Raw genomic sequence first — 22,494 nt, 5'->3', positions numbered from 1 at the left:
CCCGGAGGTGCCCTTCGATGTGGAGGAGGTGTGCGCGCTGATCAAACGACGCTTCCAGCGGGGGCATTCGAGTTTCATCGTGGTGATCGCCGAGGGCGCCAAACCGGCGGAGGGCACGATGGAACTGCGGGTCGGCGGGACCGACGAGTTCGGGCACGAACGGTTCACCGGGGTAGCGCACCAACTCGGGGTGGAGATCGAGAAGCGGATCAGCAAGGAGGTCCGCACCACCGTCCTCGGTCACGTGCAACGCGGCGGTACCCCGACGCCCGCGGACCGGGTGCTGGCCACCCGCTACGGCGTCAACGCCGCCGACGCCGCGCACGCGGGGAAGTTCGGGCAGATGGTGTCGTTGCGCGGCACGTCCATCGGGCTCGTACCACTCGCGGACGCCGTCAAGCAGCTCAAGCGCGTCCCGCGGGAACGCTACGACGACGCCGCGACCTTCTTCGGCTGAGCCGAGCCGTCAGCCGATGACCTTGAGCGCGTTCCGGACCGCCGCGTTGACGGCGACCACGAGCGGTACGTTCACCGTCGGCTGCAGGCGCAGGGCCGACGGCGAGAGCGGCCCGCCGCCCATGATGACCGCTGCGGCACCGTCCTGGTCCACCGACTGCCGGACGGCCTCCCGCAGCGCCGCGTCCAGCCGGTCCGGGGACTTCACCAGCTCCGTCGCGTCGCCGGGCGTGACCCGCACGCCCCGGTACTGCCCCTCGACACCCAGCGCTGCGGCCTTGGCCCGGAAGGACTCGACGAGCGCAGGATCCGAGGTGACGGTGGCGATTCCGAACGCGCGGCCGCCCTGCGAGGCCTCCCGGAAGGCCTCGGTGCCGATGCCGAACACGGGGATCGTGAGCGCGTCGTCCAGCTCGGTCAGGCCCGGGTCGCTGAAGGCGGAGACCACGATGGCCGCGACGCTCGGGTCCGTCGCCGCCTCGACACCGCGCTTCAGCACGCCACGTGCCGCGGCGACCATGTCGTCCTGGGTCGTCAGGAGCGCAGGCACGCCCTCGTTGGTGACCCCGACGATCGTCGCGGCGCCGCCCGCCTCCGCGGCCGCCAGCTCCACCATCGAGGCGGTCGCGCTCGCGCTCGAGTTCGGGTTGATCAGCACGATCTTCTTCGCCGGCGCCGCGGCGGCCGACGAGCTCACAGCGGCACCGTCACCGCTGGTCGCGCACCCGGCGACCGCCATCGTCAGAGCGATGAACCCCGCCACCAGCCCGCTGCCCCGTACCGCCATGTCGCACCTCTCCGCCCGGCTCACGATCGAGCTCGATTCCGTCCTGTGGAATCTACACTCCGAATTCCGGACATACGGCAGAACGGTGGCACCCGCGCGGTCACACCTCGGGGAGGACGTGCGCACCGCGTCCCGGCCGCACCGCGGCCACCGTCGGGACGGGATGGCCCGCCCGAGCGACGAGCCCGGGCAATTCGTCCGCGATCCGTCGCGCAGCATCCTCCGGCGCCAGGGCGATGACGGTGCCGCCGAACCCGCCGCCCGTCATCCGGGCGCCGTGGGCGCCGAGGCCCACCGCGGTCGCGGCGATGAGGTCGATCGCGGGAACGGTGATCTCGAAATCGTCGCGCATCGACGCCTGCGAGGCGTTCATCAGCACCCCGAAAGCCGAGTGATCCGTGCCACGGAGGGCTGCCGCCGCGTCCAGGACGCGGCGGTTCTCGGTGAGAACATGTCGGGCGCGACGACGGATCTCGTCGTCCGCCAACCGTTCCCAGGCGTCGCCCGGCGCGTCCCGCAGCGACGCCACACCGAGCTGCGCCGCAGCGGCCTCGCACGCCTCGCGCCGGCGGCGGTACTCCCCCGCCGCGTGCTGGTGCGGCGTCCGCGAGTCGATCGCGAGCAGGACGTCGTCGCCCAGACGCATCGGCACGGGATCGACGGCGAGACTGCGGAAGTCGAGGAGCAGCGCCGTATCGTCCTCGCCGTAGAGGCTCGCCATCTGGTCGAGCAGTCCCGTCGGGGCACCCACGTACGCGTTCTCCGCGCGCTGGGCGACCCGCGCCAGCTCGGTCCGGTCCAGGCCGTTCGACGGTGCCAACGCCAGCAGCACCGCGCACTCGAGCGCGGCCGACGACGAGAGGCCCGCTCCCACCGGCACGTCCGAGCTCAGCCGCAGTTCGCCGGGTGGGACGTCGATCCCGTGGTCGCGGAGCGCCCACACGCAGCCCGCCACATACGCGGCCCAGCCGCCGACGCCGTGCGGGGTGGTGTCCAGCGGGATCACGACGGTCCCGCGCTCCTGCGCGGAGGACACCTCGATCGTGGCGCCGGACGGCGCACCGTCGAACTCGGCGACAGTTCCGACCTGCAGGGCGATGGGCAGCGCGAAGCCGTCGTTGTAGTCCGTGTGCTCGCCGATGAGGTTCACCCGCCCGGGGGCGTAGGCGCGCACCGTCATCCGATCACCGCACGCAGCTCGTCGGCGATCGCTTCGGGCGTCTTGTCGGTGACGAAGGCGTCACGCCCCGACTCGGACCCGGCGAGGTACTTGAGCTTGTCCGCGCTGCGGCGGATCGAGAACAGCTCGGCGTGCAGGTAGCCCTCGGGCTCGTCGGTCCGGTACTGGTGCCACGACGCGATGTACGGCAGCGGCGCATCGTAGAGGGCGTCGAAGGCCCGCAGCAGCGTCAGGTACACCGCGGCCAGGTCGTCCGCCTCGGCATCGGTGATCTCGGTCAGGTTGCGCACGTGCCGATTCGGGTACACGTGCACCTCGACGGGCCACTTCGCCGCGTAGGGCACGAACGCCGTGGTGAGGTCCGTGCGCACGAGTATCCGGTCACCGTCGGCGATCTCGGACGCGAGGACCGCCTCGAACAGGTCCCGCCCGTGCTCGCGCCGGTACTGCGCGGCGGTGCGCACCAGAGAGGCGGTGCGGCGGGTCCGGAACGGGTAGCCGTAGATCTGCCCGTGCGGGTGCGTCAGCGTCACACCGATCTCCTCGCCGCGGTTTTCGAAGCAGTAGACCTCCTCGATGTCGCTGCGCGCGAACAGTTCCGCCGTGCGATGCGTCCAGGCGTCGAGCACCAGCCGGGCCCTGCGCTGCGTCAGGCCGGCGAAGGAGCCGTCGTGATCGCTGGTGAAGCAGACCACCTCGCACCGGCCCAGGCCGGGCCACTGCACGCGCAGCGGATCCGCCTGCGGGAAGTCGTCCGCCACCCATCCCTCGGGCGTGGAGAGCGAGGGGAAGCGGTTCTCGAAGACCACGACCTCGTAGTCCTCGGCGGGGATCTCACTCGACAGCCCGGCGGGATCGGGGTCGAGCGGGCACATGGTCCGCGGCGGCTTGTAGGTCCGCTCCTGCCGGGCGGGCGCGATGATCACGTTGTCGCCGGTCGTGGGGTCGCGCCGGACGGTGGTGGTGGGCACCGTCGGGCGGGGCGGCAGGTCCCGGCGATCCGTGCCGACGAGCGGCGCGCCATCGGACGAGAAGAACAGGATCTCGCGGCCGTCGGCGAGCCGGGAGGCGAACGGCGCCTGCATGTTCCGAATCACGCTGCACCGCCCGGGGCCAGCGTCAGCGGGATCACCGCGGCCAGGCCCTCGCGCGCCGCGCGTGGCGTCCCCGAGTCCATGATCAGCCCGTCGACGTCGGCGAACCGGGCGAACAGGTGCGCTCCGATCTCGCCGAACTTGGTGTGATCGGCGAGCAGCACCGTCGAGCGTGCGCTCGCGATGAGGCGTCGATTGGTCTCGGCCTCACCGATGTTGGGCGAGGTGAAGCCGGCGACCGGGTCGATGCCGTGGCAGCCCAGGAAGGCGAGGTCGCACCGGACCCGCTCGAGCATCGCGTTCGCGACCGGCCCGACCAGCGCGTCCGACGGCGTCCGCTGCCCGCCGGTCAGCTGCACGGCCGCGGCCACCGTCGGGTCGCCGTCCGCATCGTCGTGGTCGGGGTCGGTGAGTGCGTGGAAGATCGAGATCGAGTTGGTCACCACGGACACGGCGCGGCCCCGCAGCAGGCGCGCAAGCTCGACGGTGGTCGTACCCGCGCCGACCGCCACGGTCATGCCGTCCCCCACCAGGTCGACGGCGGCCGCGGCGATCGCCCGCTTCTCGGCGGTGTCGCGCACGGCCTTGAGCGCCGAGCGGGGTTCGACGCCACGACCGGTGGAGCCGCCGGAGCGCACCGCGCCGCCGTGCACCTTCGTGAGCTCGCCCGCCTCCTCGAGACGGTCCAGGTCGCGGCGGATCGTCATCTCCGAGACACCCAGCTCCACGGCGAGGTCCATGACGCGTACAGCGCCCGTGGCCACCGCCGCCTCGAGGATCACCCTGCGTCTCTCAGCTGCCAGCACGCCGCGAACCTATCAGCGCCCAGACCGCGAAGGCAGCGGCCACGAGCACCAGGGCACCTCCGACCCACAGGTTGCCCGCGCTGCCCGCGGACATGTCGGCGCGATCGGGCGTGTGCTGGAAATGTTTCGCGCCCGCCTCCGCGAAGCCCGGCGCGATACCGGCGACGAGGAGGAGCACGCCGTAGATGCCGAGCAGGGCGGCGATGATGGCGCGGATGTCGAAGAGGAGGGCCAGGATCGAGCGTTCCGCCTTCTCCGCGGGGGCCGAGCCGGTGTCGTCGTTCGTCATTGTTGTCAGCTCCTCGTCAGTGGAAGATCAGGCCGAGTACGGCGGTGACGGCGAGTACCGCCACGCCGAGGGGTACCGGGCGGGCGTACCAGGCCGCCGCCGCGTCCGCGTCGCCCCGCAGCGTGCTCCGGTCGGTCGCGGAGTAGACGAAGCCGGCCAGTTCCGCCTCGGGCTTCGGCGCGGTCACCGTCGAGACGAGCACCGACACCACGATGTCCACGATGAATGCGGCGGACGCCGCGATGAACGGCATGCCCTGGCCGGGTAGGTCGATGACTCCCACCTCCTGCAGGACGAACACCGTGACGGCGGAGAGGGTTCCGGCGACGAGGCCGACCCAGCCGGCCGTGGGTGTCATCCGTTTCCAGAACATGCCGAGCAGGAAGGTGGCGAACAGCGGCGCGTTGAAGAACCCGAACAGGGTCTGGAGGTAGTCCATGAGGTTCGAGTAGCCGGCCGCGATGGTCGCGGTGCCGATGGCCATGACGACCGCCGCGACGGTGGCGATGCGCCCCACGCGGATGTAGTAGCCGTCCTCGCGGTCCTTGACCACGTACTGCTGCCACAGGTCGTAACTGAAGACCGTGTTGAACGCCGAGACGTTCGCCGCCATGCCCGCCATGAACGACGCGATGAGGCCCGCGACCGCCACACCGAGGAGGCCGTTGGGCAGTACGTCGCGCATCATCAGCAGGATCGCGTCGTTGTAGGTCACGCCGTCGGCTGCGCCCGTGGTCTTGAGGTGCATCATGTCGCCGATCATCGCGGCGCAGATCATGCCCGGGACTACGACGACGAAGGGGATGAACATCTTCGGGATGGCGCCGATGATCGGAGCACGGCGCGCCGCCGACATCGAGTTCGACGCCATCGCACGCTGCACCTCGACGAAGTTGGTGGTCCAGTAGCCGAAGGACAGCACGAAGCCCAGGCCGAAGACGATGCCCACCACCGACCACACGGGCGAGGAGAAGCCGCTCAGGGCCTGGCCGGGCCAGGTGTGCAGTTGCTGCTCGACGGTGGCCGTCACCGTCCCGTCGGGCTTGGCGGTGTCGATGATCTTGGCCTTGAGGCCGCTCCAGCCGCCGACCTTGATCAGGCCGATCACGGTGAGCGGCACCAGTGCCGCGAGGATCACGAAGAACTGCAGGACCTCGTTGTAGATCGCCGCCGACAGGCCGCCCAGCGCGGTGTAGGTGAGCACGACCGCTGCCGCCACGATCAGCGACACCCACCGCGGCCACCCCAGCACCGCGTTCACGACGGTGGCGAGCAGGAACAGGTTGACGCCGGCGATGAGCACCTGGGCCACCGCGAAACTGAGCGAGTTCACCAGGTGCGCACCGGTTCCGAACCGGCGGCGCATGAACTCGGGGACGCTGCGCACCTTCGAGCCGTAGTAGAAGGGCATCATCACCAGGCCGAGGAAGACCATGGCCGGGATCGCGCCGATCCAGTAGTAGTGCATCGTCGACAGCCCGATCTGGGCGCCGTTCGCCGACATGCCCATGATCTCGACCGCGCCGAGGTTCGCGGAGACGAAGGCGATGCCGGTGACCCAGGCCGGGAGGCGTCTGCCCGAGAGGAAGAAGTCGAGGCTGGAGGCGACCTGTTGCCGCGCCAGGTAACCGATACCCAGCACGAACACGAAGTAGATCGCGACCAGCACGTAGTCGAGCATTCCGACGTTGAGTCGAAGCGCACCATCGGCGAGGAGCATCACGCCTCCATTGGTCTTACGGACGAATTCTCACGAAATCTAACAGGCTCGCACATCGTCGACGAGCGTTTCTGTCATTTTTCGTTCGGAATCGTCACGCGAAGAACCTCTGCTCCCCCGCCTCCGCCCCCGGTCCGGCGAGCAGCGAGCTGTCCTCAAGGTGCGTGCCGAAGTACGTGGCCTCCGGATCCCGGACGACGGTGCGCCCGTTCCCCTGCTCGGCGTACATCCGGCGCACCAGCTCGTCCATCGGGTAGACCTCCGGTCCCGTGACCTCGACGATGCCGCCGACCGGTTCGGCGAGGCCGGCCCGCACGACAGCGTCCGCCACGTCGTCCGAGGCGATCGGCGCGATCCCGGCGCCCGGCAGGCGGGTCTCATCGCCTACGGTGCCGCCGTCGGCGATGCCCGCCACGAACTCGAAGAACTGGGTCGCCCGCACGATCGTGAAGGGCACGTCGCCGGCGCGGATCAGCTCCTCCTGCTTCATCTTCCCGCGGAAGTAGCCGCTCTCAAGCAGGCGTTCGGTCCCCACCACGGAGAGCGCGACGTGCCGGCGCACGCCCGCCTGCCGCTCTGCGGTAAGCAGGTTGGTCGTGGACGCGGTGAAGAACGCCAGCACCTCGTCGTCGCCCCACGCCGGCGCGTTGGCCACGTCGATCACCGCTTCCGCGCCCGCCAATGCCGCGTCGACCCCCTCGCCTGTCACGGCGTTCACCCCGGTGCTGGGCGCCGCGGCCACTGCCTCGTGACCGGCCGCGGCCAGCCGCGCCACCACCTTCGACCCGATCAACCCCGTGCCGCCGATCACCACGAACTTCGCCATCTCATGCCCTCTCGATCGAGCCCGAACCGCTCGGGCCTTCACAACAAGGACCGGACAGCACGTCCCGCTGTGACCGTCGGGCGAAACCCGTCCGGCGAGATCCGTCAGGAGAATCCGGTCAGCTTCTCGGCGTTCATCACCCACATCAGCCGGGTGAGCCCGTCGTCGGAGGCCGTCGGGCACAGCAGGGCCACCGGCGCACCGTCGACCTCGAGGACGCCGGCGGGCAGCCCGTTGGCCTCGACGATCCGCGTCGACATGCCGTCCAGGAACCGCGTGGAGAAGCCCGCCACGAACCTGGCGACGGCGTTGTCGCCGACCACCGGGCGGCGGGCCGCGCGGCGCGCACCGCCACCGTCGGTCTCGCTGACGACGTCCGCGACCAGCACCGCCTCCAGGCCCGCGACGTCTCCCGACCGCGCCGCGGCGAGGAAAGCCTCGAGGAGCTCCCGCACGCGCTCGCGGCTCGTGGTGGTGCGCCGCTCCCCCGCGACCTGGGTGCGGGCCCGGCTGACGAGTTTGCGCACCGTCGGCTCCTGGCGCTGCAGGATCTCCGCGATCCGGTGATAGGGGTGATCGAAGGCCTCGCGCAGCACGTAGGCGGCGCGCGCCTCGGGCGAGAGTCGTTGCAGCACATGCACGACCGCGAGCTCGAGCGCCTCGGACCGCTCGGCGCCCAGCGCGGGGTCGGCGGCGGTGTCCACCGGCGTGGGGAACCACTCGCCCACGTACTGCTCCCGGCGCGCCCGCGCTGATTGTGCGAGGTTGAGCGCCAGCCGGGTCACCGTGACGACGAGGAAGGCCTCGGGATCGCGCGCCTCACCCGCGGCGCGGTGCCACCGGAGCCAGGCGTCCTGCACCACGTCCTCGGCGTCGGGCGCGGAGCCGAGCACGCGGTAGGCCACCCCGAACAGTCGCGGCCGCAGCGCCTCGAAAACGGCGTCCCGGTCGGTCATCCGGCGCTAGGCCAGGTCGTCCTGGCGCATCAGCTGCCGCGCAGCCTCGGTGACCGAGCCGGACAGCGACGGATACACGGAGAAGGTCTGGGCCACGTCGTCCACCGTCAGGCCGTTCTGCACGGCGACGGTGAGCGGCAGGATCAGCTCGGATGCGTTGGGCGCCACCACGACCCCGCCGATCACCAGGCCGGTGTTGGGGCGGCAGAAGACCTTCACGAAGCCGCGCTTGAGCCCGGACATCTTGGCGCGCGGGTTCGTCGCGAGCGGCAGCATGACGGTGCGCGCCTGGTAGGTACCGTCGTCGATCGCAGCCTGAGAGACGCCGACGGTGGCGATCTCGGGGCGCGTGAAGATCGCCGACGAGACGGTCTTGAGCTTCACGGGCGAGACGCCCTCGCCCAGCGCGTGGTACATCGCGACGCGACCCTGCATCGCGGCGACCGAGGCGAGCGGCAGCACGCCGGTGCAGTCGCCAGCGGCGTAGATGCCGGGCACCTTCGTCCGCGAGACGCGGTCGACGGGGATGTAGCCGCCCTTGTTGAGCTCGATGCCCACGTCCTCAAGGCCGATGTCGGCGGTGTTGGGGATGGAGCCGACCGTCATCAGGCAGTGCGAGCCCTCCACCGTGCGACCGTCGGTGAGCCGGACGATCACGCCGCCGTCCGTGCGCTCGACCTTCTCCGCGTAGGCCCGCTTGACCAGCGAGACACCGCGGTCGACGAGCGCGTCCTCCAGCACGAGCGCGGCGTCCTCGTCCTCGTTCGGGAGCACGCGGTCGCGGGAGCTCACGAGCGTCACCTTGATGCCGAGCTCGGTGTAGGCGTGCACGAACTCGGCTCCGGTGACGCCGGAGCCCACGACCACGAGATGGGTGGGCAGCTCCTCCAGGTCGTAGAGCTGGCGCCAGGTGAGGATCTTCTCCCCATCCGGCTTCGCCGACTCCATCACCCGCGGCGAGGCCCCGGTGGCGACGAGCACCACGTCGGCCTCGAGGGTCTGCTCGCCGCCGGTCGGCGTGACGACGTTCACGACGTGCTGCGCCATGCCCGGGTTGGTCGGCGCCAGCGAGGCGCTGCCGCGGATGATTCGCACGCCCTCGCCGATGAGCCGGGCCCGGATGTCGGCGGACTGCGCCGTCGCCAGCTCCTTGACGCGCGTGTTGATCCGCTCGACGTCGATCTCGACGCGCTCGAACTGCAGCTCGATCCCCAGGTCGACGGCGCGCCGGGTCTCGGTGCGGATGCCCGTCGAGGCGATGAAGGTCTTCGACGGGACGCAGTCGTACAGCACGCACGCGCCGCCGATGCCGTCCGATTCGACGACCGTGACATCGCCCCCGTGCGCCACCGCCACGAGTGCCGCCTCGTACCCCGCCGGACCGCCGCCGATGATCACGATGTTCGTCATGCCCGCAACGCTATCGTCTTCACGCGCCGTCGTGTCGGGCACCGTCGCCAGAGCCTCACGCGCGGACGGAGGCGGTAAAGTCCAGGTGTGCCGATCTACGCCGCCTACGGCTCCAACATGCACCCCGACCAGATGGCCGAGCGCGCCCCGCACTCGCCGATGGCTGGTACGGGGTGGCTGCGGGGCTGGCGCCTGACCTTCTCCGGCGAGGACATCGGCTGGGAGGGCGCCCTCGCGACCGTCTCCGAGGACCGCTCCGATCCCGACGCCAAGGTCTTCGTCGTGCTCTACGACGTGACCACCGACGACGAGCTGTCCCTGGACCGCTGGGAGGGTTCCGAGCTGGGCATCCACGTCAAGCTCAAGGCCCGCGTCGACCTCATCGACGGGGGCTCCACCCTGGCCTGGCTCTACGTCGTCGACGCCTTCGAGGGCGGCCTGCCCTCCGCCCGCTACCTCGGCGTGATGGCCGACGCCGCCTACATCGCCGGCGCCCCCGAGGACTACGTCCTCGACATCCGCACCCGCGAGTCCCGCAACGTCGGCCCCGGCCCGGGCGCCGCCGCCGACGGCGCGGAGTAGTCCCCGCTCAGACCGCGTCCGGACCGCAGGTCGACGGTGCCGGCTCGATCGCCGACGCTAGGCGCCGCAGGGCCCGGGCCAGCCCGGGACGCAGGCCCCGTCGCGGCAGGTCGACGGTGCGCCGCCCTGCCGATCGCTCGTGGATGTCCGCCAGCCGCGCGTAGACTGCAGCAGTCGGAGGATCCGCCGTCAGGTTCCAGTGCTCTCTGTATTCGCTCATACGAGAAGCACACACGAACCGGCGGTGCGGTTCCAATGAATTAGGTGGCGCCTACATGTTGACCTACCTGCTCGACGTCGGCGACCTCGCCGACGCCCGATTCGTGGTGTCGCCGTTGAACGAAACGGCGCTGAGCCTGTTCCACCTGAACCACGTCCACGGAACCGCACAGCACCTCACCGCCTGGCGGCGCGAGGCCGACGCCTGCAGTGATCGGTACGATCGCGAGCTGGTCGACGCGCTCGTCTCGCCGTCCGGCAAGCAGATCCCCGATTTCCTCACTCCGATCACCGCTCCCAGTGCGGGCCGGCCGTCGTTCGAGGTACACCTCGCCGACCTCGCCGCCACCACACCGGAGGCCGCGCACGCCGAGCTGGCCGAGCTCACCGAGGACGGGCCGCCGTCGCCCGCGCTCGCGCGGCTCCTCGCCCTCGACGACCCCGCACCGGTCATCGCCGAGGCCCTGGCCGCCTACTACGACGCGGCCATCGCCCCCGTCTGGCCCGCCGTGCATCGGATCCTGGAATCCGATGTGACGCACCGCGGCCGGGAGTTGGCCATCGGCGGTCCGGCCCGCCTGTTCGAGTCGCTCAGCCCGCGCGTGGAGTGGACCCGCACCGGGGAACTCAGCGTGGACCTCGCCTGCACGAAGAGCTCGGGCCGGTTCTCCTCCGGCGGACGCGGACTGATCCTCATGCCCAGCGTCTTCATCAGCCGGGTGACCATCGCGCACGACCCCCGCCGAACCGCGCCGCACATCGGCTACCCGGCGCGCGGGTCGGCGACTCTCGCGGAGTCCTCGCCTCCGGTCGCCGACGATGCGCTCCGCAGGCTCATCGGCACCGCCAAGGCCGACCTCCTCGCGGCCCTCGGCGAACCCGCCGCCGTCGTCGATCTGGCTCGGGCACTGGGAGTCTCACCGTCGGCGATCTCCCAGAGCCTGAAGGTCTTGGGCGCCAACGGCATCGTCGAGAGCTCTCGCTACGGTCGACGAGTCCTCTACCGCCGCACCGCCCTCGGCGATGCCCTGCTCCACAGCCGGGCTCGCATGTGAACATCGCTGCACCAGGATGCGATCAGATGGAGAGCACCGCGACCCAGGAGATCATCATCAGTATGAGCATGACCACGAAGCTGACGGCGACGTAGGTGTACACCGCCACCGCCGGCCCCTGCCCGGGACGCTCCTGGGGTACGACGCCGATTCGTCCGGATGTGAATCGCGTGAACGGCGGAGCGTAGTAGACGTCGACCAGTTGTCCGGGGGCGACATTCACGACCGTCGCGACAGGTGTGCTACTTCCGAGGTAGTTCTCCACGACGTCGATCCGATGCGCGCCCGGCGGGACGGGGAGCAGCGTCGGGCCGATCGCGGTGAACACACGCCGACCGTCAAGGAGGACGTCGGGCGCCACCATGCTCGTCGTCGCCCAGGAGCCCTGACGGATCAAGCGAATCGCGCAGTTCATGCTCACAGCATCACCGGACGCTCTGAACGCGCGGTTACCGCTCACTTGTCCCCATCGCCGCTCACTCGATCACCGCGCGAGCAGCGACACCAACCCCCACAGGGCCACAGCGATCACCGGGACACCGAGGAAAGCCGCTGCCAGTACGTACGACACGGTGGCTCCGGTCCGATCCGGGCGCTCCTGCCCACCGAAGCCGAGACGCCCGCGCCTGCCGCTCCACCGCGACGGCGCGTACTCGACGTCGACCAGCCGGCCGGGTGCCACGGCGACCAGCAGCGAGACGAATCCACCGTTGACGAGCGTGCCCTCCCGCACGTCGAGCCGGTGCGAACCGGGGGCAACCGGGAGCACCGTCGAGCCGAAGGACGTGACCACGGGGCGGCCGTCGAGCAGCACGACCGGACGGATCATGCTCGCCGTCAGCCACGAGCCCCGGCGGTTCAGGCGGATCGCTGCGGTCATGTCCCCAGCATCGCCGCCGACGCTGAACGCCCGGTAGGCCCGGGCTTGGCCGAGTCAGTCGACGGAGCCGAAGACCACGTTCGTGAGGACCTTCACGCCCATCTCCAGGGCGCGCTCGTCGAGGACGAAATCCGGTTGGTGCAGGTCGTACTGGCGTCCCTCGCCGGACCACACACCGAGCCGCGCCATGGCGCCGGGCGACTCCTCGAGGTACCAGGAGAAGTCCTCGCCGCCGCCGGACTGCGGGGTGTCGACGACCCCGTCGGGCGAGACGGCCCGCGCGGCCGCGGCGAGGCGGGTGGCGGCCAGGTGGTCGTTGATCACCGGCGGCACGCCGCGGGTGTAGTTGACCTCGTGCTTGATCCGCAGCGGCGCGAGCAGCTCGCCGATGATCTCGCGGACCAGCGGTTCCAGCGACTCCCAGATCTGGTGCTCACCCGTGCGCACGGTGCCGTGCAGCGCGCCGATCTGCGGGATCGCGTTGGGAGCGGACCCGGCGTTCGCGGCGCCCCACACCATGATGGTGCCGGAGCGCGGGTCGATACGGCGCGACAGCACACCCGGCAGGCCGGTGATGACGGTGCCGAGGCCGTAGATCAGATCGCTGGTCAGGTGCGGGCGCGAGGTGTGTCCGCCGGGCGAGTGCAGGATGACCTCGATGTGGTCGGCGGCCGAGGTGATCGCGCCGGACCGGACACCGATCCTGCCCACCTCGATCCGAGGGTCGCAGTGCAGCGCGTAGATCCGGGAGACGCCGGCCATGACCTCGTCGCGGACCGCAGACAGCGCGCCCCCGGGCATGACCTCCTCGGCGGGCTGGAAGATCAGCCGCACGCCGACGGGCAGGCCGGGGCCGGCGTCGAGCTCGGCCAGCGCGAGTGCGGCGCCGAGCAGGATCGTGGTGTGCGCGTCGTGCCCGCACGCGTGCGAGACGCCGGGGTTGGTCGACTGGAAGTCCAGGCCGGTGGCCTCATGGATGGGCAGCGCGTCCATGTCCGCGCGCAGCGCGACCCGCGGCCCCGTCGACGGCCCCAGATCGCACACCAGCCCGGTGGTGGACAGGCGCTTCGGGTGCAGGCCGGCCGCGGTGAGGGTCTCGAAGACCGCGTTCGTGGTGCGCTTCTCCCGCCAGGAGAGCTCGGGGTGCGCGTGCAGGTCACGACGGAACTCACGCAGCCAACCGCCCTTGCGCTGCAACCACTCGTCGACGTGTGCCTCCGCCGTACTGCCGCTCACCGTCCGCCTCCATCACTGCCACCGCCGTGCGCGGCCCGGGTCACCAGCCGCGCACGTTCGTCCTCGTCCTCTGCGACCGCCGCGAACGCGGCGGCCAGGGCCAGCGCACCGTCGCGCACGGCCCGATCGGCGGATTCGGAGGCAGCAGCGGCCGTGAACTCCGGCTGATGGGTCACGGCCCCGTCGGTCTCCAGGCCGATCAGCGGATGGATCGACGGTACAGCGTGGCTCACATTGCCCATGTCGGTACTCCCCAGCGGCACGAGTCGCTCGTACTCCGGGGCCACCGGCGACCGACCGATCGCGACGGCCGCCGCGCGGTACGCGGCCGCGAGCGCGTCGTCGCTCCGGAGCTCGGTGTACGCGGGCGAGACCTCGCCGACGGTGTGGGTGCAGCCCGTCGCGAGCGCGCCCGCCGCGAAGCAGTCCTCGGCATGCGCGGCCAGCCGGCCCAGCGATTCCGCGTCGTCGGCGCGCAGGTAGTAGAGCAGCTCCGCCGCGGCCGGCACGACGTTCGGCGCCGTCCCGCCCTCGCTGACGATGCCGTGCAGCTGCTGGCCGGGTTCGAGGTGCTGCCGGAGCAGGCCGAGAGACACCTGTGCGACGGTCGCCGCGTCGCCGGCGTTGCGGCCGGCCCACGGGGCAGCGGAGGCGTGCGCCTCCCGCCCGGTGAACCGGATCGCGAGGTCGGCCAGGGCCAGCGTGCGGGTGCGCACCACGTCGAAGGGCGCGGGATGCACCATCCCCGCGCAGGCGACACCGTCGAACGCGCCGCGCTGGAGCATGAGGACCTTGCCGCCCCCGGACTCCTCCGCGGGCGTGCCGTACACCTCGACGGTGAGCCCCAGGTCGTCCGCGACGGAGGCGAGGGCGATGCCCGCGCCGAGCCCCGCCGCGGCGATGATGTTGTGCCCGCAGGCGTGCCCGATGCCGGGCAGCGCGTCGTACTCGGCGAACACCGCGACCCGCAGCGGCCCGGTCCCGGACCGTCCGACGAACGCCGTGTCGAGGTCGGCGATGCCGCGCTCGACGGCGAAGCCCTGACCCGCAAGTGCGTCGGCGAGCAGCGCCGAGGCGAAGTGCTCCTCGAACGCGAGCTCGGGCCGGGCGTGCACCTCGTGGCTGATCGAGATCAGGTCACTGTGCACGCGGTCGACGGTGCCGGTGAGCGCCTCCAGGACGGAGGTGACGCGCCCGGTCACGGTCAGCCGAACTTGACTTCGGTGGTCGCGACGGCGAGGTCCGCGATGAGCGGCGCGTGCAGGTCGTTCTTGATCTTGTTCAGCGTCGGGCCGTCGGCGGCCGCATTGGCGGCGGCACGGGCGGTCGCGGCGGGCAGCAGCTCCGCCTCGGGGGTCGCGGCCTGCACGATGCCCGCGGCCACGGCATCGCCGCCGCCGTAGCGGCGTCCGGTCGTCATGGCCTCGATCGCGGTCTGGTACGGCAGGCGCGAGCGCAGCAGCGTCGCCATGCCCTGCGTGAAGCCCATCTTCAGACTCACCTCGGGCAGGCAGAAGAACCCGCGGTCGTCGCGCATGACCGCGAAGTCGCAGGAGAGCGCGAGCATGGCGCCGGCGCCGAAGGCGTGGCCGTTCACGGCCGCGACGGTCGTCATCGGGAAGGTCAGCAGCCGGCTGAAGACCGTGTGCACGCGGTCCAGGTACGCGGGCAGCTCGCCGACGTTCGCGAGGATGTACATCACGTCGAGCCCGTTGGAGAAGAACTTGCCGGTGGCGGTCACCACCAGCGCCGCCGGCGCGCCGGCGGCCTGCGCCTCGACCTCGTCGAGCCGTGCGTGCACGGCATCGACCCAGTCCGGGGTGAAGCGGTTCTCGGGGTTGGACTCCGAGAGCTCGACCCCCTCGTCCCCGAGGTAGAGCGTGAAGACGTCGTCGGTCCGCGTGACGTAAGGCATGGCGATCACGATAGCGGCTAGCATCGACAGGCATGGCGCCACGTGACCTCGGCATCGACGATCCGTCCGCAGCGGCCCGGGAGGCCGCCGATCGACTCATCACGGCGACCGGGGGTGAACGCTTCGACGTCGCCGTCGTCCTGGGCTCGGGCTGGGCCCCTGCCGCGGACGCGCTCGCGACCCGCGGGACGCAGGTCGGCTCCGTCCCGATGGCGGAGCTGCCCCACTTCGCGCCGCCCAGCGCGGCCGGCCACAAGGGCACGGCGATCGCGCTCGTGGTCGGCGGCAAGCGCGTCCTGGTCCTGCTCGGCCGCACCCACGCGTACGAGGGCCACGACCTCTCGCGGGTGGTGCATCCGGTCCGCACCGCCTGCGCGGCGGGCGCGTCGACGGTGATCCTCACCAACGCCGCGGGCGGCCTGCGGGAGGGCATGTCGGTCGGCGAGCCCGTCCTGATCTCCGACCACCTCAACCTGACGGCGCGGTCCCCGCTGGTCGGCGCGCAGTTCGTCAACCTCGTGGACGCCTACTCCCCCGCACTGCGCGGCCTCGCGACGAAGGTCGACCCGTCGCTGAACGAGGGCGTCTACGCCGGCCTTCCCGGCCCGCACTACGAGACCCCCGCGGAGATCCGCATGCTGCGTACTCTCGGCGCCGATCTGGTGGGCATGTCGACGGTGCACGAGACCATCGCCGCCCGCGCGGAGGACGCCGCGGTGCTGGGCATCTCGCTGGTGACCAACCTGGCCGCGGGCATCACCGGCGAGCCGCTCAACCACGAGGAGGTCCTCGAGGCGGGGCGCGAGGCGGCCGCGCGCATGGGCGGCCTCCTCGCCGATGTGATCGAGGCGATGTAGGTGGGCGCCGAACTGGCGGAGCAGGTCCTCGCCTGGATCGACGCCGACCCCGACCCCGTCACCCGCGCCGAGCTCGACGCCCTCGACGCCGATGCGCTGGCGGAGCGGTTCGCCGCCCCGCTCTCGTTCGGGACCGCGGGGCTGCGCGGACCGGTGCGCGGCGGACCGTCGGGCATGAACGTCGCGGTGGTGACCCGCACGACGTGGGCGCTCGGCGAGTGGCTGAAGGCGAAGTGCCTCGGCGGGGGCACCGTCGTCGTGGGGCGCGACGCGCGGCGCGGCTCCGAGGCCTTCTTCGCCGCGGCGACCGAGGTGCTCGCGGCGCAGGGCTTCGCTGTGGTCGCCCTGCCCGAGCCGGGACCGACACCCTGGGTGTCGTTCGCCACGAAGGCGCTCGGCGCCGTCGCCGGCGTGCAGATCACCGCCTCGCACAATCCGCCCGCCGACAACGGCTACAAGGTCTACCTCGACGGCGGGGCGCAACTGGTCTCCCCCGCCGACGCGGAGATCGAGGAGCTCATTCGCACGGCACCCGGCGCGAAGACGATTCCCCGCACGCCGGCCCCCGTCGACCCGCGGGCCGACGAGGTCGTCGACGCGTACCTGCGCCGAGTGTCCGCACTGCGCCCGGCCCCGGCCACGTCGCTCCGGATCGCCCTGACGCCGATGCACGGCGTCGGCGGGAAGGTCGCGGTGGAGGCACTGCGGCGCAGCGGTTTCCAGGATGTTCACGTGGTCGAGGAGCAGTTCGCCCCGGACGGCGAGTTCCCGACGGTGACCTTCCCCAATCCGGAGGAGCCCGGCGCTTCGGACCTGTTGCTCGCGCTCGCGGAGCGGGTCGACGCCGACCTCGCGGTCGCGCTCGATCCGGACGCGGACCGGTGCGCGCTCGGCGCGCGGTTCCCCGACGGCTGGCGGATGCTCAGCGGCGACGAGTCGGGCTCGCTGCTGGGCGCGCACATGCTCGACGAGCCGCTCGCCGGCGCACCGTCGTCCGAGCCCCTCGTGGCGACGACGATCGTCAGCTCCGAGCTGCTCGGCGCGATCGCCGAGGCGCACGGCGCGCGGTACGCGCGGACCCTGACCGGCTTCAAGAACCTCGTCCGCGCCGGGGACGGACTGGTCTTCGCCTACGAGGAGGCGCTCGGCCTGTGCGTCGATCCGTCGACGGTGCGCGACAAGGACGGTATCTCCGCTGCGGTCGTCGCGGCGGGATACGCCGCGGCACTCAAGGCGCAGGGACGCGGCCTGCCCGACGCCCTCGACGACCTCTACCGCCGGCACGGCGTGTACCTCACGGGCCAGTACGCGCTCCGGGTCGAGGACGTCTCGCGGATCGCGGCGATCATGGCCGCGCTGCGCGCCGATCCGCCCGTTGAAGTTGCAAACATCGTCGTGGGCTGTGAGGATCTCCTGACGGCTCGTCCCGCGACGGACGCGCTAGTGTTCCGCGGCGACGGCGTCCGGGTCACCGTGCGTCCCTCCGGAACCGAGCCGAAGGCGAAGTTCTACCTGGAGGTGATCGAGCCCGTGACGGACCCGAACGATACGAGCGCCGCATGCGAGCGCGCCCGGCAGCGACTCGCGACGGTGACGGACACCGTCCAGGAGTGGGCGGCCTTCGGGTGAGCCGCCCCGCACGCCCGGCCGATCCCGCTCGCGGCCGGGTGATCGTCGTGTCCGTGGTCGTGGGCGTGCTCATCGTGATCGCTGCGGCGGCCGGGGCGACCGCCTATGTCAGCGGCCAGCGACAGCCCGCCGAGTCGGTCGCCGGCCCCGCGTCCGCGGCGGCACCGTCGACCTCGGGGACCTCGGGGACCTCGGGGACCTCGGTGGAGCAGTCCGGTGCGCCGACGGCGGCACCGTCGATCCCGGGGACCGACGCTCTGGGCTTCCTCGGGACCACGGCGCGCTGCGCCGACGGCGACCGGCCGAAGATGATGGTGCTCACCGCCACCTCGCAGGCGGTCGTGTGCGACCACGCGGGAGCGTTGTACTACGCGGGCTGGCGCACCGACACGGGCTCCGGCACCAGGATCGACGGCGTCCTGCCCGCCGGCCCCGGCTGGGTGGCGCGCGCTCCCGACGCGACGATCAACATCACCCCGGCGGGCCTGGTGATCAGCGCTGCGAACGGCGAATTCACCGAACCCGCAACGGGATTCTGGGCGGCACCCTGACCGGTCAGGTCCAGCGCGGACCGAACTGACGATCCCCGGCGTCGCCGAGGCCCGGGACGATGTAGGCGCTCTCGTTCAGACCACGGTCGACGGTGGCCGTCACCAGCCGGACGGGGTGACCGCACTCCTCCAGCGCCCGCACACCTTCTGGAGCGGCGACGACGCACACCGCGGTGACATCGGTGGCGCCGCGCTGCGCGAGCAGGCCGAGCGTCTCGACCATCGATCCGCCGGTCGCGAGCATCGGATCGAGGACGAACACCGGGCGGTCCGTGAGATCTGCGGGCAGCGACTCGAAGTAGGGCTCGGGAACGTGCGTCTCCTCGTTGCGGCCCATGCCGACGAAGCCCACCTGTGACTCGGGCAGCATCGCGTGCGCCTGATCGACCATGCCCAGACCGGCCCGCAACACGGGCACCAGCAGCGGCGGAGCTGCGAGGGCGGCACCGTCGGTCACCTCGAGCGGGGTGGTCACCGGCGTGGAGGCGACGGGCGCTCCGCGCATGGCCTCGTAGACCAGCATCTGGGTGAGCTCCTTCAGCGCGGCGCGGAAGGACGCGTTGTCGGTGGAGACGGCGCGGAGGGCGGTGAGCCGGACGGCGGCCAGGGGGTGGTCGACCACGGTGATCTGCATGCGGCAAGCGTATCGGGAACCGAGCGGGCCCCTGAGCCGTCCAATGATTGAGGGGGTATTGCGATGGAACCGTTCGAGATGACTGTGGGCTCGGTGACGGCGGCCGGCGGCGAACTGGGTGCGCTGGCCACTGCGGTGTCCGCCACGGCGGGGGCCGGGGCGGCATCGGCAGCGGCGCTGACGCCGGTGTTCGGCGTGGTCGGGGGTGACTATCTGGCGGAGCTGCTGGGCGCGATCGGGTCGACCGACGCGGAGTTGGTACGGCTGGCAGCGTTCTACACCTCGGCGTCGGCGGGGGCGGCCCGCACGGCCGCGTCGGCGGTCGCGGTGGAGGCGGGCGGCGCGAGCTCTCTCCTCGGGTTGCTGGGCGGCGCGTCGTGAGCGGCATCGTCACGGCGCTGGCGGCGCCGCTGCGCGCGCTGCTCGACGCGTTCGGCACCGGCGACCTGAACGCCTCGGGAATCGACGCCGCGATCAAGGCCGTCGAGGCGGAACTGGCGCGGGTCGGCGCGCAGACCACGGCGACGCGGGTCACCGTCGGGAACGCGTGGACGGGCGAGGACGCGACGTCCGCGCAGCGCACGATCGGCGACGGCGGCAGCGTCGCGAACGCCCTGTCGCAGCACACGGGCGCGCTCCGGCAGTCCGTGACGGTCGCGGCGGAGGCGGTGCGCACGGGGCACACCGAGCTCAAGGCCATCCTGGACTCCTTCGTGAGCAAGGCCGAGGCCGCGAATCCCACGTTGCTCAATCCCACCGGGTTGATCGCCGTCCTCACGCTCGCCGCCGACCACCTGCAGCAGGCGCTCGACGTCCTGCGCCGAGTCCGCGGCGAGCTCGACGGCGAGTCCGGCACCGTCACCGCTCTGGCGTCCGCGACGCCGACGGCGCCCGGCACTGTCGACGGTGGTGCGGCCACGACGCCCGCCTCGACCTCGGCGTCGACGGCGCCGGCCAGCGCCTCCCCGTCGGGCAGCGGCGGCGGGACGGGCTCCGGGACGAGCTCCGGCGGCGGGTCCGGATCCTCCCCCTTCAGCGGACTCGCCTCCGCGCTCACGGGCGCTGGTTCGGGATCGGGATCGGGATCGGGCAAGGGGAAGGGCACGGGCGGGACCACTCGGGCGCAGACGGTGAGCGCCTCCCGCCGGTCCGGCAGGGCGACGGTGACCGCCGACGGCAAGGGCGGGTACGACGTGCGCCTACCGGACGGCACCGTGGTCAAGGCGCCCAATGCCAAGGCCGCGGCGGCGGTGCAGGCGGCGCTCACTCAGTTGGGCGTGCCCTACCAATGGGGAGGGACGACGCCGGGCGTGGGCCTGGACTGCAGCGGGTTCACCCAGTGGGCGTACCGACAGGCCGGGATCGAGTTGCCGCGGCTCGCGGACCAACAGGGCATCGGCGCGGCGGTGAGCGCCTCGGACGTGCGCCCCGGCGACCTCGCCGTGTGGAGCGGCCACGTCGCGATGGTCATCGGCGACGGCCGGATGATCGAGGCGGGCGACCCCGTGCAGATCTCCTCGATCCGCACCGACAACATCGGCCAGCAGTTCCACGGCTTCTTCCGCCCGACGGGGTAGCGATGATCTCCACGACGCTGTGGCTGACGGCGGCACCGTTCATCGCCGCCGCTCTGGCGCTGACCGGCGTCTCCTTCGCGACCCGGCAGAAGGAGGTTCCGAGCGCCGCGCCGAGTGGTGGCGGCGGATGGCGTGGGCGGTGGAGCGCACCGCCGACGAGGACGCCTACACCTCACGAATCGGCGCGGCGACGGTCGAGGCGCTCCTGACCTCGGATCTGGCGACGGGCGACCGAACGGGAAGTCATCGAGGCGATCACGCTGGCGGACGTGTCGCACGGGGAGGACACTGAGGGTGAGCTGGAGCACGAGTGAGGACACGTCCATGACGGAGGGGCAGCGCTGGGTGTACACCCCCGAGGGGCAGTTGAAGCTCGCGCAGATCGCCGCGAAAGCGGCGCTGCTGAACGGCCGCAAGCCCGATCCGCGCGCACTGAAGGTGCTCAGGAAGCACTCCGATCCTCTGGCCGACGCCGAACCGGCGTAGTGCACTACGCTGGGCGCCATGGCGTCTGACATCGTCCCGATCGAGCTCGGCCTCACCGACGGCCCGGTGTACACCCTGTGGGCACCGCGGTGGCGTGACGGGGAGGACGAATGGGAGGCCTTCCTGGGCCTCGACGAGGATCTGTACGGCTTCACGTCGGTCGCGGAGCTCGTCGCCTTCGTGCGCAGTGACAAGCCGAACGACCTCGACGACCACCCGGCATGGGAGGCGCTCACCACGCTCCCCGCAGAGGCCTTCGTGCCGCGCGACGACCGCAGCTTCGACGTGATCTCCGTGCCCGAACTGGCCGCCGAGGAGCCCACCCCCGAGGTGATCGCCGAACTCGAGGACACCCTCGAGATCGTCGGCCTCATCGGCGAGGTGTGCGAGCTGATCGACGTCACCAAGTTCTTCAACGGCAACCCCGTGCTGGGCACCGTGCGCATCGGCACCCGCAACTTCGAGGGCCGTGAGGGCGCGGAGATGTGGCACAAGGTGGGCCAGATCATCAGCCGCAAGTGGGACGACGTGATCGACGCGATCGAGGGCGTCGTCAGTGCCCCGAAGGTGTCGGCCACGCTGACCGAGGCGGCTGAGGAGGAGCTCGCGGCCGCCGAGGAGAAGGCCGCCGCGCTGGCCGCCGACACCGAGGACCTCGATGACGACCTCGACGACGTGCCCGGTCTCGACACCGACGACCTCGATGAGGACGACGACGAGTTCGACGAGGACGACGCGGCGGACGACGAGGCCGTGGACGCCGTCGAGGACGACGAGGAGTTCGAGGACGACGACTCGTTCTGGGGCCGGGTCGGCATCGACCCGATCAAGATCATCACCTCGACCGGCGAGTACTACACGCTGCGCTGCTACCTGGACGACAATCCGATCTTCTTGGGCCGCAAGGGCAAGATCTTCGCCTTCGACTCCGAAGGTGCGCTGGCCCGGTACCTCGCGGACGACAACGACACCGACCTGTCCACCGTGTCCACGTACCAGGAGGTCCAGGTCGCGGCCACCGACGGTTCGCTGGAGGTCGAGGTGTACGACGACAACGTCTACGTGCTCCCCGGCATCAGCGAGGACATCGCCGACGGCCCTCGCCGCATCGACCGCGACCAGCTGGACCTCGCGGTCGAGCTGCTGCTGGACTCCGCCGACTTCGCCGACGACGCGTCGGTGCGGGAGGCCCTGCGCCCGACGACGCCGCTCGGCTTCTTCGTCTCCTACGCGCTCGACCCGCAGCCGCGCCGGCTGGCACCGTCGGGCCCGTTCGACAACGAGGTGGAGGCCTGGCGGGCCCTCGAGCACGACTTCGAGGACCGCCTCACCTCCAAGTGACTCGGCGG

At 71.5% G+C, this 22,494-nt stretch carries 26 protein-coding genes; 10 read left to right on the top strand and 16 right to left on the bottom strand.

The window, feature by feature from the left end; genetic code table 11:
• Nucleotides 1–457 (top strand): 6-phosphofructokinase (locus AXK60_RS09265; protein ID WP_175399971.1); only part of this gene is annotated, 457 nt, incomplete at its 5' end.
• Nucleotides 458–466: 9 nt separating this feature from the next.
• On the opposite strand, the gene AXK60_RS09260 is transcribed toward AXK60_RS09265, so the two are convergent.
• The 9 genes from AXK60_RS09260 to AXK60_RS09220 form a co-directional block, all read right to left on the bottom strand.
• Nucleotides 467–1,243 carry an aspartate/glutamate racemase family protein gene (locus tag AXK60_RS09260; RefSeq protein WP_197466731.1) on the bottom strand — a complete coding sequence of 259 codons (777 nt, stop codon included), beginning with the start codon at nucleotides 1,241–1,243 and terminating at the stop codon, nucleotides 467–469.
• 100 nt (nucleotides 1,244–1,343) lie between these two features.
• Nucleotides 1,344–2,423 (bottom strand): galactokinase, encoded by a 1,080-nt coding sequence (gene galK, locus AXK60_RS09255; RefSeq protein WP_068570846.1) that lies wholly within the window; start codon nucleotides 2,421–2,423, stop codon nucleotides 1,344–1,346.
• Complete coding sequence (gene galT / locus AXK60_RS09250; RefSeq protein ID WP_068570865.1) at nucleotides 2,420–3,508, bottom strand: galactose-1-phosphate uridylyltransferase; 1,089 nt, start codon at nucleotides 3,506–3,508, stop codon at nucleotides 2,420–2,422. Before galT ends, galK begins: the two co-directional genes overlap by 4 nt.
• 8 nt (nucleotides 3,509–3,516) lie before the next feature.
• Entirely contained in the window at nucleotides 3,517–4,323 is an 807-nt protein-coding gene (locus tag AXK60_RS09245) for a DeoR/GlpR family DNA-binding transcription regulator (protein WP_068570844.1), read from the bottom strand.
• On the bottom strand, nucleotides 4,310–4,612 hold the full coding sequence (locus AXK60_RS09240) for a hypothetical protein (RefSeq protein ID WP_068570842.1): 303 nt from the start codon (nucleotides 4,610–4,612) through the stop codon (nucleotides 4,310–4,312). Before AXK60_RS09240 ends, AXK60_RS09245 begins: the two co-directional genes overlap by 14 nt.
• A 16-nt stretch (nucleotides 4,613–4,628) precedes the next feature.
• Nucleotides 4,629–6,332 (bottom strand): sodium:solute symporter family protein, encoded by a 1,704-nt coding sequence (locus tag AXK60_RS09235; RefSeq protein ID WP_068570840.1) that lies wholly within the window; start codon nucleotides 6,330–6,332, stop codon nucleotides 4,629–4,631.
• Between the two features lie 94 nt (nucleotides 6,333–6,426).
• A complete protein-coding gene (locus AXK60_RS09230) occupies nucleotides 6,427–7,158 on the bottom strand; it encodes an SDR family oxidoreductase (protein ID WP_068570838.1) in 732 nt (243 codons plus the stop codon).
• Nucleotides 7,159–7,262: 104 nt separating this feature from the next.
• Nucleotides 7,263–8,114, bottom strand: a complete 852-nt coding sequence (locus AXK60_RS09225) for a sigma-70 family RNA polymerase sigma factor (RefSeq protein WP_068570836.1) — start codon at nucleotides 8,112–8,114, stop codon at nucleotides 7,263–7,265.
• Nucleotides 8,115–8,120: 6 nt separating this feature from the next.
• Nucleotides 8,121–9,524, bottom strand: coding sequence for an NAD(P)H-quinone dehydrogenase (locus tag AXK60_RS09220; RefSeq protein WP_068570835.1), 1,404 nt, complete (start codon nucleotides 9,522–9,524; stop codon nucleotides 8,121–8,123).
• Between the two features lie 87 nt (nucleotides 9,525–9,611).
• Here AXK60_RS09220 and AXK60_RS09215 point away from each other — a divergent pair, with 87 nt between their 5' ends.
• Nucleotides 9,612–10,106 (top strand): gamma-glutamylcyclotransferase family protein, encoded by a 495-nt coding sequence (locus AXK60_RS09215; RefSeq protein ID WP_068570833.1) that lies wholly within the window; start codon nucleotides 9,612–9,614, stop codon nucleotides 10,104–10,106.
• 7 nt (nucleotides 10,107–10,113) lie between these two features.
• Here the strand turns inward: AXK60_RS09215 and AXK60_RS26315 are convergent, their stop codons facing one another.
• Entirely contained in the window at nucleotides 10,114–10,326 is a 213-nt protein-coding gene (locus tag AXK60_RS26315) for a hypothetical protein (RefSeq protein ID WP_139057843.1), read from the bottom strand.
• Nucleotides 10,327–10,381: 55 nt separating this feature from the next.
• On the opposite strand from AXK60_RS26315, the gene AXK60_RS09210 reads away from it, so the two are divergent.
• Nucleotides 10,382–11,380, top strand: a complete 999-nt coding sequence (locus tag AXK60_RS09210) for an ArsR/SmtB family transcription factor (protein ID WP_068570831.1) — start codon at nucleotides 10,382–10,384, stop codon at nucleotides 11,378–11,380.
• A 22-nt stretch (nucleotides 11,381–11,402) separates the two neighbouring features.
• On the opposite strand, the gene AXK60_RS09205 is transcribed toward AXK60_RS09210, so the two are convergent.
• The 5 genes from AXK60_RS09205 to AXK60_RS09185 all read right to left on the bottom strand — a co-directional run bounded on the left by AXK60_RS09205 (nucleotide 11,403) and on the right by AXK60_RS09185 (nucleotide 15,411).
• A complete protein-coding gene (locus AXK60_RS09205) occupies nucleotides 11,403–11,795 on the bottom strand; it encodes a DUF4397 domain-containing protein (RefSeq protein WP_139057842.1) in 393 nt (130 codons plus the stop codon).
• A 69-nt stretch (nucleotides 11,796–11,864) separates the two neighbouring features.
• Nucleotides 11,865–12,260, bottom strand: a complete 396-nt coding sequence (locus tag AXK60_RS09200; RefSeq protein ID WP_068570827.1) for a hypothetical protein — start codon at nucleotides 12,258–12,260, stop codon at nucleotides 11,865–11,867.
• Between the two features lie 54 nt (nucleotides 12,261–12,314).
• The gene (locus AXK60_RS09195; protein ID WP_082777920.1) at nucleotides 12,315–13,496 is read right to left on the bottom strand and encodes an amidohydrolase; all 1,182 of its coding nucleotides are present in this window, start codon (nucleotides 13,494–13,496) and stop codon (nucleotides 12,315–12,317) included.
• On the bottom strand, nucleotides 13,493–14,698 hold the full coding sequence (locus AXK60_RS09190; RefSeq protein ID WP_414929978.1) for an amidohydrolase: 1,206 nt from the start codon (nucleotides 14,696–14,698) through the stop codon (nucleotides 13,493–13,495). Before AXK60_RS09190 ends, AXK60_RS09195 begins: the two co-directional genes overlap by 4 nt.
• Before the next feature lie 2 nt (nucleotides 14,699–14,700).
• Entirely contained in the window at nucleotides 14,701–15,411 is a 711-nt protein-coding gene (locus AXK60_RS09185; protein WP_068570856.1) for an enoyl-CoA hydratase/isomerase family protein, read from the bottom strand.
• Nucleotides 15,412–15,464: 53 nt separating this feature from the next.
• Here AXK60_RS09185 and AXK60_RS09180 point away from each other — a divergent pair, with 53 nt between their 5' ends.
• The 3 genes from AXK60_RS09180 to AXK60_RS09170 are packed head-to-tail and all read left to right on the top strand — an operon-like array spanning nucleotide 15,465 to nucleotide 18,448.
• The gene (locus AXK60_RS09180; protein ID WP_068570858.1) at nucleotides 15,465–16,268 is read left to right on the top strand and encodes a purine-nucleoside phosphorylase; all 804 of its coding nucleotides are present in this window, start codon (nucleotides 15,465–15,467) and stop codon (nucleotides 16,266–16,268) included.
• Complete coding sequence (locus AXK60_RS09175; protein WP_068570825.1) at nucleotides 16,269–17,897, top strand: phospho-sugar mutase; 1,629 nt, start codon at nucleotides 16,269–16,271, stop codon at nucleotides 17,895–17,897.
• Entirely contained in the window at nucleotides 17,894–18,448 is a 555-nt protein-coding gene (locus tag AXK60_RS09170) for a hypothetical protein (protein WP_139057841.1), read from the top strand. Before AXK60_RS09175 ends, AXK60_RS09170 begins: the two co-directional genes overlap by 4 nt.
• Before the next feature lie 4 nt (nucleotides 18,449–18,452).
• Here AXK60_RS09170 and upp read toward each other — a convergent pair whose 3' ends face one another.
• Nucleotides 18,453–19,082: a uracil phosphoribosyltransferase gene (upp, locus tag AXK60_RS09165; protein ID WP_068570821.1), complete on the bottom strand. Its 630-nt coding sequence runs from the start codon at nucleotides 19,080–19,082 to the stop codon at nucleotides 18,453–18,455.
• A gap of 63 nt (nucleotides 19,083–19,145) precedes the next feature.
• Between upp and AXK60_RS09160 the strand changes: the two genes are divergently transcribed.
• The 4 genes from AXK60_RS09160 (at nucleotide 19,146) to AXK60_RS09150 (ending at nucleotide 22,486) form a co-directional block, all read left to right on the top strand.
• Nucleotides 19,146–19,463 (top strand): hypothetical protein, encoded by a 318-nt coding sequence (locus AXK60_RS09160; RefSeq protein ID WP_068570819.1) that lies wholly within the window; start codon nucleotides 19,146–19,148, stop codon nucleotides 19,461–19,463.
• Nucleotides 19,460–20,659 (top strand): C40 family peptidase, encoded by a 1,200-nt coding sequence (locus AXK60_RS09155; RefSeq protein WP_068570818.1) that lies wholly within the window; start codon nucleotides 19,460–19,462, stop codon nucleotides 20,657–20,659. The genes AXK60_RS09160 and AXK60_RS09155 overlap by 4 nt, the downstream gene beginning before the upstream one ends.
• Nucleotides 20,660–20,983: 324 nt before the next feature.
• Nucleotides 20,984–21,145: a hypothetical protein gene (locus AXK60_RS26885; protein ID WP_175399970.1), complete on the top strand. Its 162-nt coding sequence runs from the start codon at nucleotides 20,984–20,986 to the stop codon at nucleotides 21,143–21,145.
• Nucleotides 21,146–21,163: 18 nt separating this feature from the next.
• The gene (locus AXK60_RS09150) at nucleotides 21,164–22,486 is read left to right on the top strand and encodes a primosomal protein (RefSeq protein WP_068570816.1); all 1,323 of its coding nucleotides are present in this window, start codon (nucleotides 21,164–21,166) and stop codon (nucleotides 22,484–22,486) included.
• Nucleotides 22,487–22,494 lie beyond the last annotated feature (8 nt).

This window comes from Tsukamurella pseudospumae, from assembly GCF_001575195.1.
GTDB lineage: Bacteria > Actinomycetota > Actinomycetes > Mycobacteriales > Mycobacteriaceae > Tsukamurella > Tsukamurella pseudospumae.
The sequence above is the reverse complement of the archived record's forward strand: the minus strand, read 5'-3'. Positions and strand labels throughout refer to the sequence as shown.

Excerpts from the sequence above, each read along its gene's own strand:
- AXK60_RS09205 (WP_139057842.1), bottom strand. The coding sequence starts at position 11,795 with ATGAACTGCGCGATTCGCTTGATCCGTCAGGGCTCCTGGGCGACGACG.
- upp (WP_068570821.1), bottom strand. The coding sequence starts at position 19,082 with ATGCAGATCACCGTGGTCGACCACCCCCTGGCCGCCGTCCGGCTCACC.
- AXK60_RS09200 (WP_068570827.1), bottom strand. The coding sequence starts at position 12,260 with ATGACCGCAGCGATCCGCCTGAACCGCCGGGGCTCGTGGCTGACGGCG.
- AXK60_RS09260 (WP_197466731.1), bottom strand. The coding sequence starts at position 1,243 with ATGGCGGTACGGGGCAGCGGGCTGGTGGCGGGGTTCATCGCTCTGACG.
- AXK60_RS26315 (WP_139057843.1), bottom strand. The coding sequence starts at position 10,326 with ATGAGCGAATACAGAGAGCACTGGAACCTGACGGCGGATCCTCCGACT.
- AXK60_RS26885 (WP_175399970.1), top strand. The coding sequence starts at position 20,984 with ATGACGGAGGGGCAGCGCTGGGTGTACACCCCCGAGGGGCAGTTGAAG.
- AXK60_RS09225 (WP_068570836.1), bottom strand. The coding sequence starts at position 8,114 with ATGACCGACCGGGACGCCGTTTTCGAGGCGCTGCGGCCGCGACTGTTC.
- AXK60_RS09235 (WP_068570840.1), bottom strand. The coding sequence starts at position 6,332 with ATGCTCCTCGCCGATGGTGCGCTTCGACTCAACGTCGGAATGCTCGAC.
- AXK60_RS09240 (WP_068570842.1), bottom strand. The coding sequence starts at position 4,612 with ATGACGAACGACGACACCGGCTCGGCCCCCGCGGAGAAGGCGGAACGC.
- AXK60_RS09230 (WP_068570838.1), bottom strand. The coding sequence starts at position 7,158 with ATGGCGAAGTTCGTGGTGATCGGCGGCACGGGGTTGATCGGGTCGAAG.
- AXK60_RS09210 (WP_068570831.1), top strand. The coding sequence starts at position 10,382 with ATGTTGACCTACCTGCTCGACGTCGGCGACCTCGCCGACGCCCGATTC.
- AXK60_RS09160 (WP_068570819.1), top strand. The coding sequence starts at position 19,146 with ATGGAACCGTTCGAGATGACTGTGGGCTCGGTGACGGCGGCCGGCGGC.
- galT (WP_068570865.1), bottom strand. The coding sequence starts at position 3,508 with ATGCAGGCGCCGTTCGCCTCCCGGCTCGCCGACGGCCGCGAGATCCTG.
- AXK60_RS09150 (WP_068570816.1), top strand. The coding sequence starts at position 21,164 with ATGGCGTCTGACATCGTCCCGATCGAGCTCGGCCTCACCGACGGCCCG.
- galK (WP_068570846.1), bottom strand. The coding sequence starts at position 2,423 with ATGACGGTGCGCGCCTACGCCCCCGGGCGGGTGAACCTCATCGGCGAG.
- AXK60_RS09220 (WP_068570835.1), bottom strand. The coding sequence starts at position 9,524 with ATGACGAACATCGTGATCATCGGCGGCGGTCCGGCGGGGTACGAGGCG.
- AXK60_RS09185 (WP_068570856.1), bottom strand. The coding sequence starts at position 15,411 with ATGCCTTACGTCACGCGGACCGACGACGTCTTCACGCTCTACCTCGGG.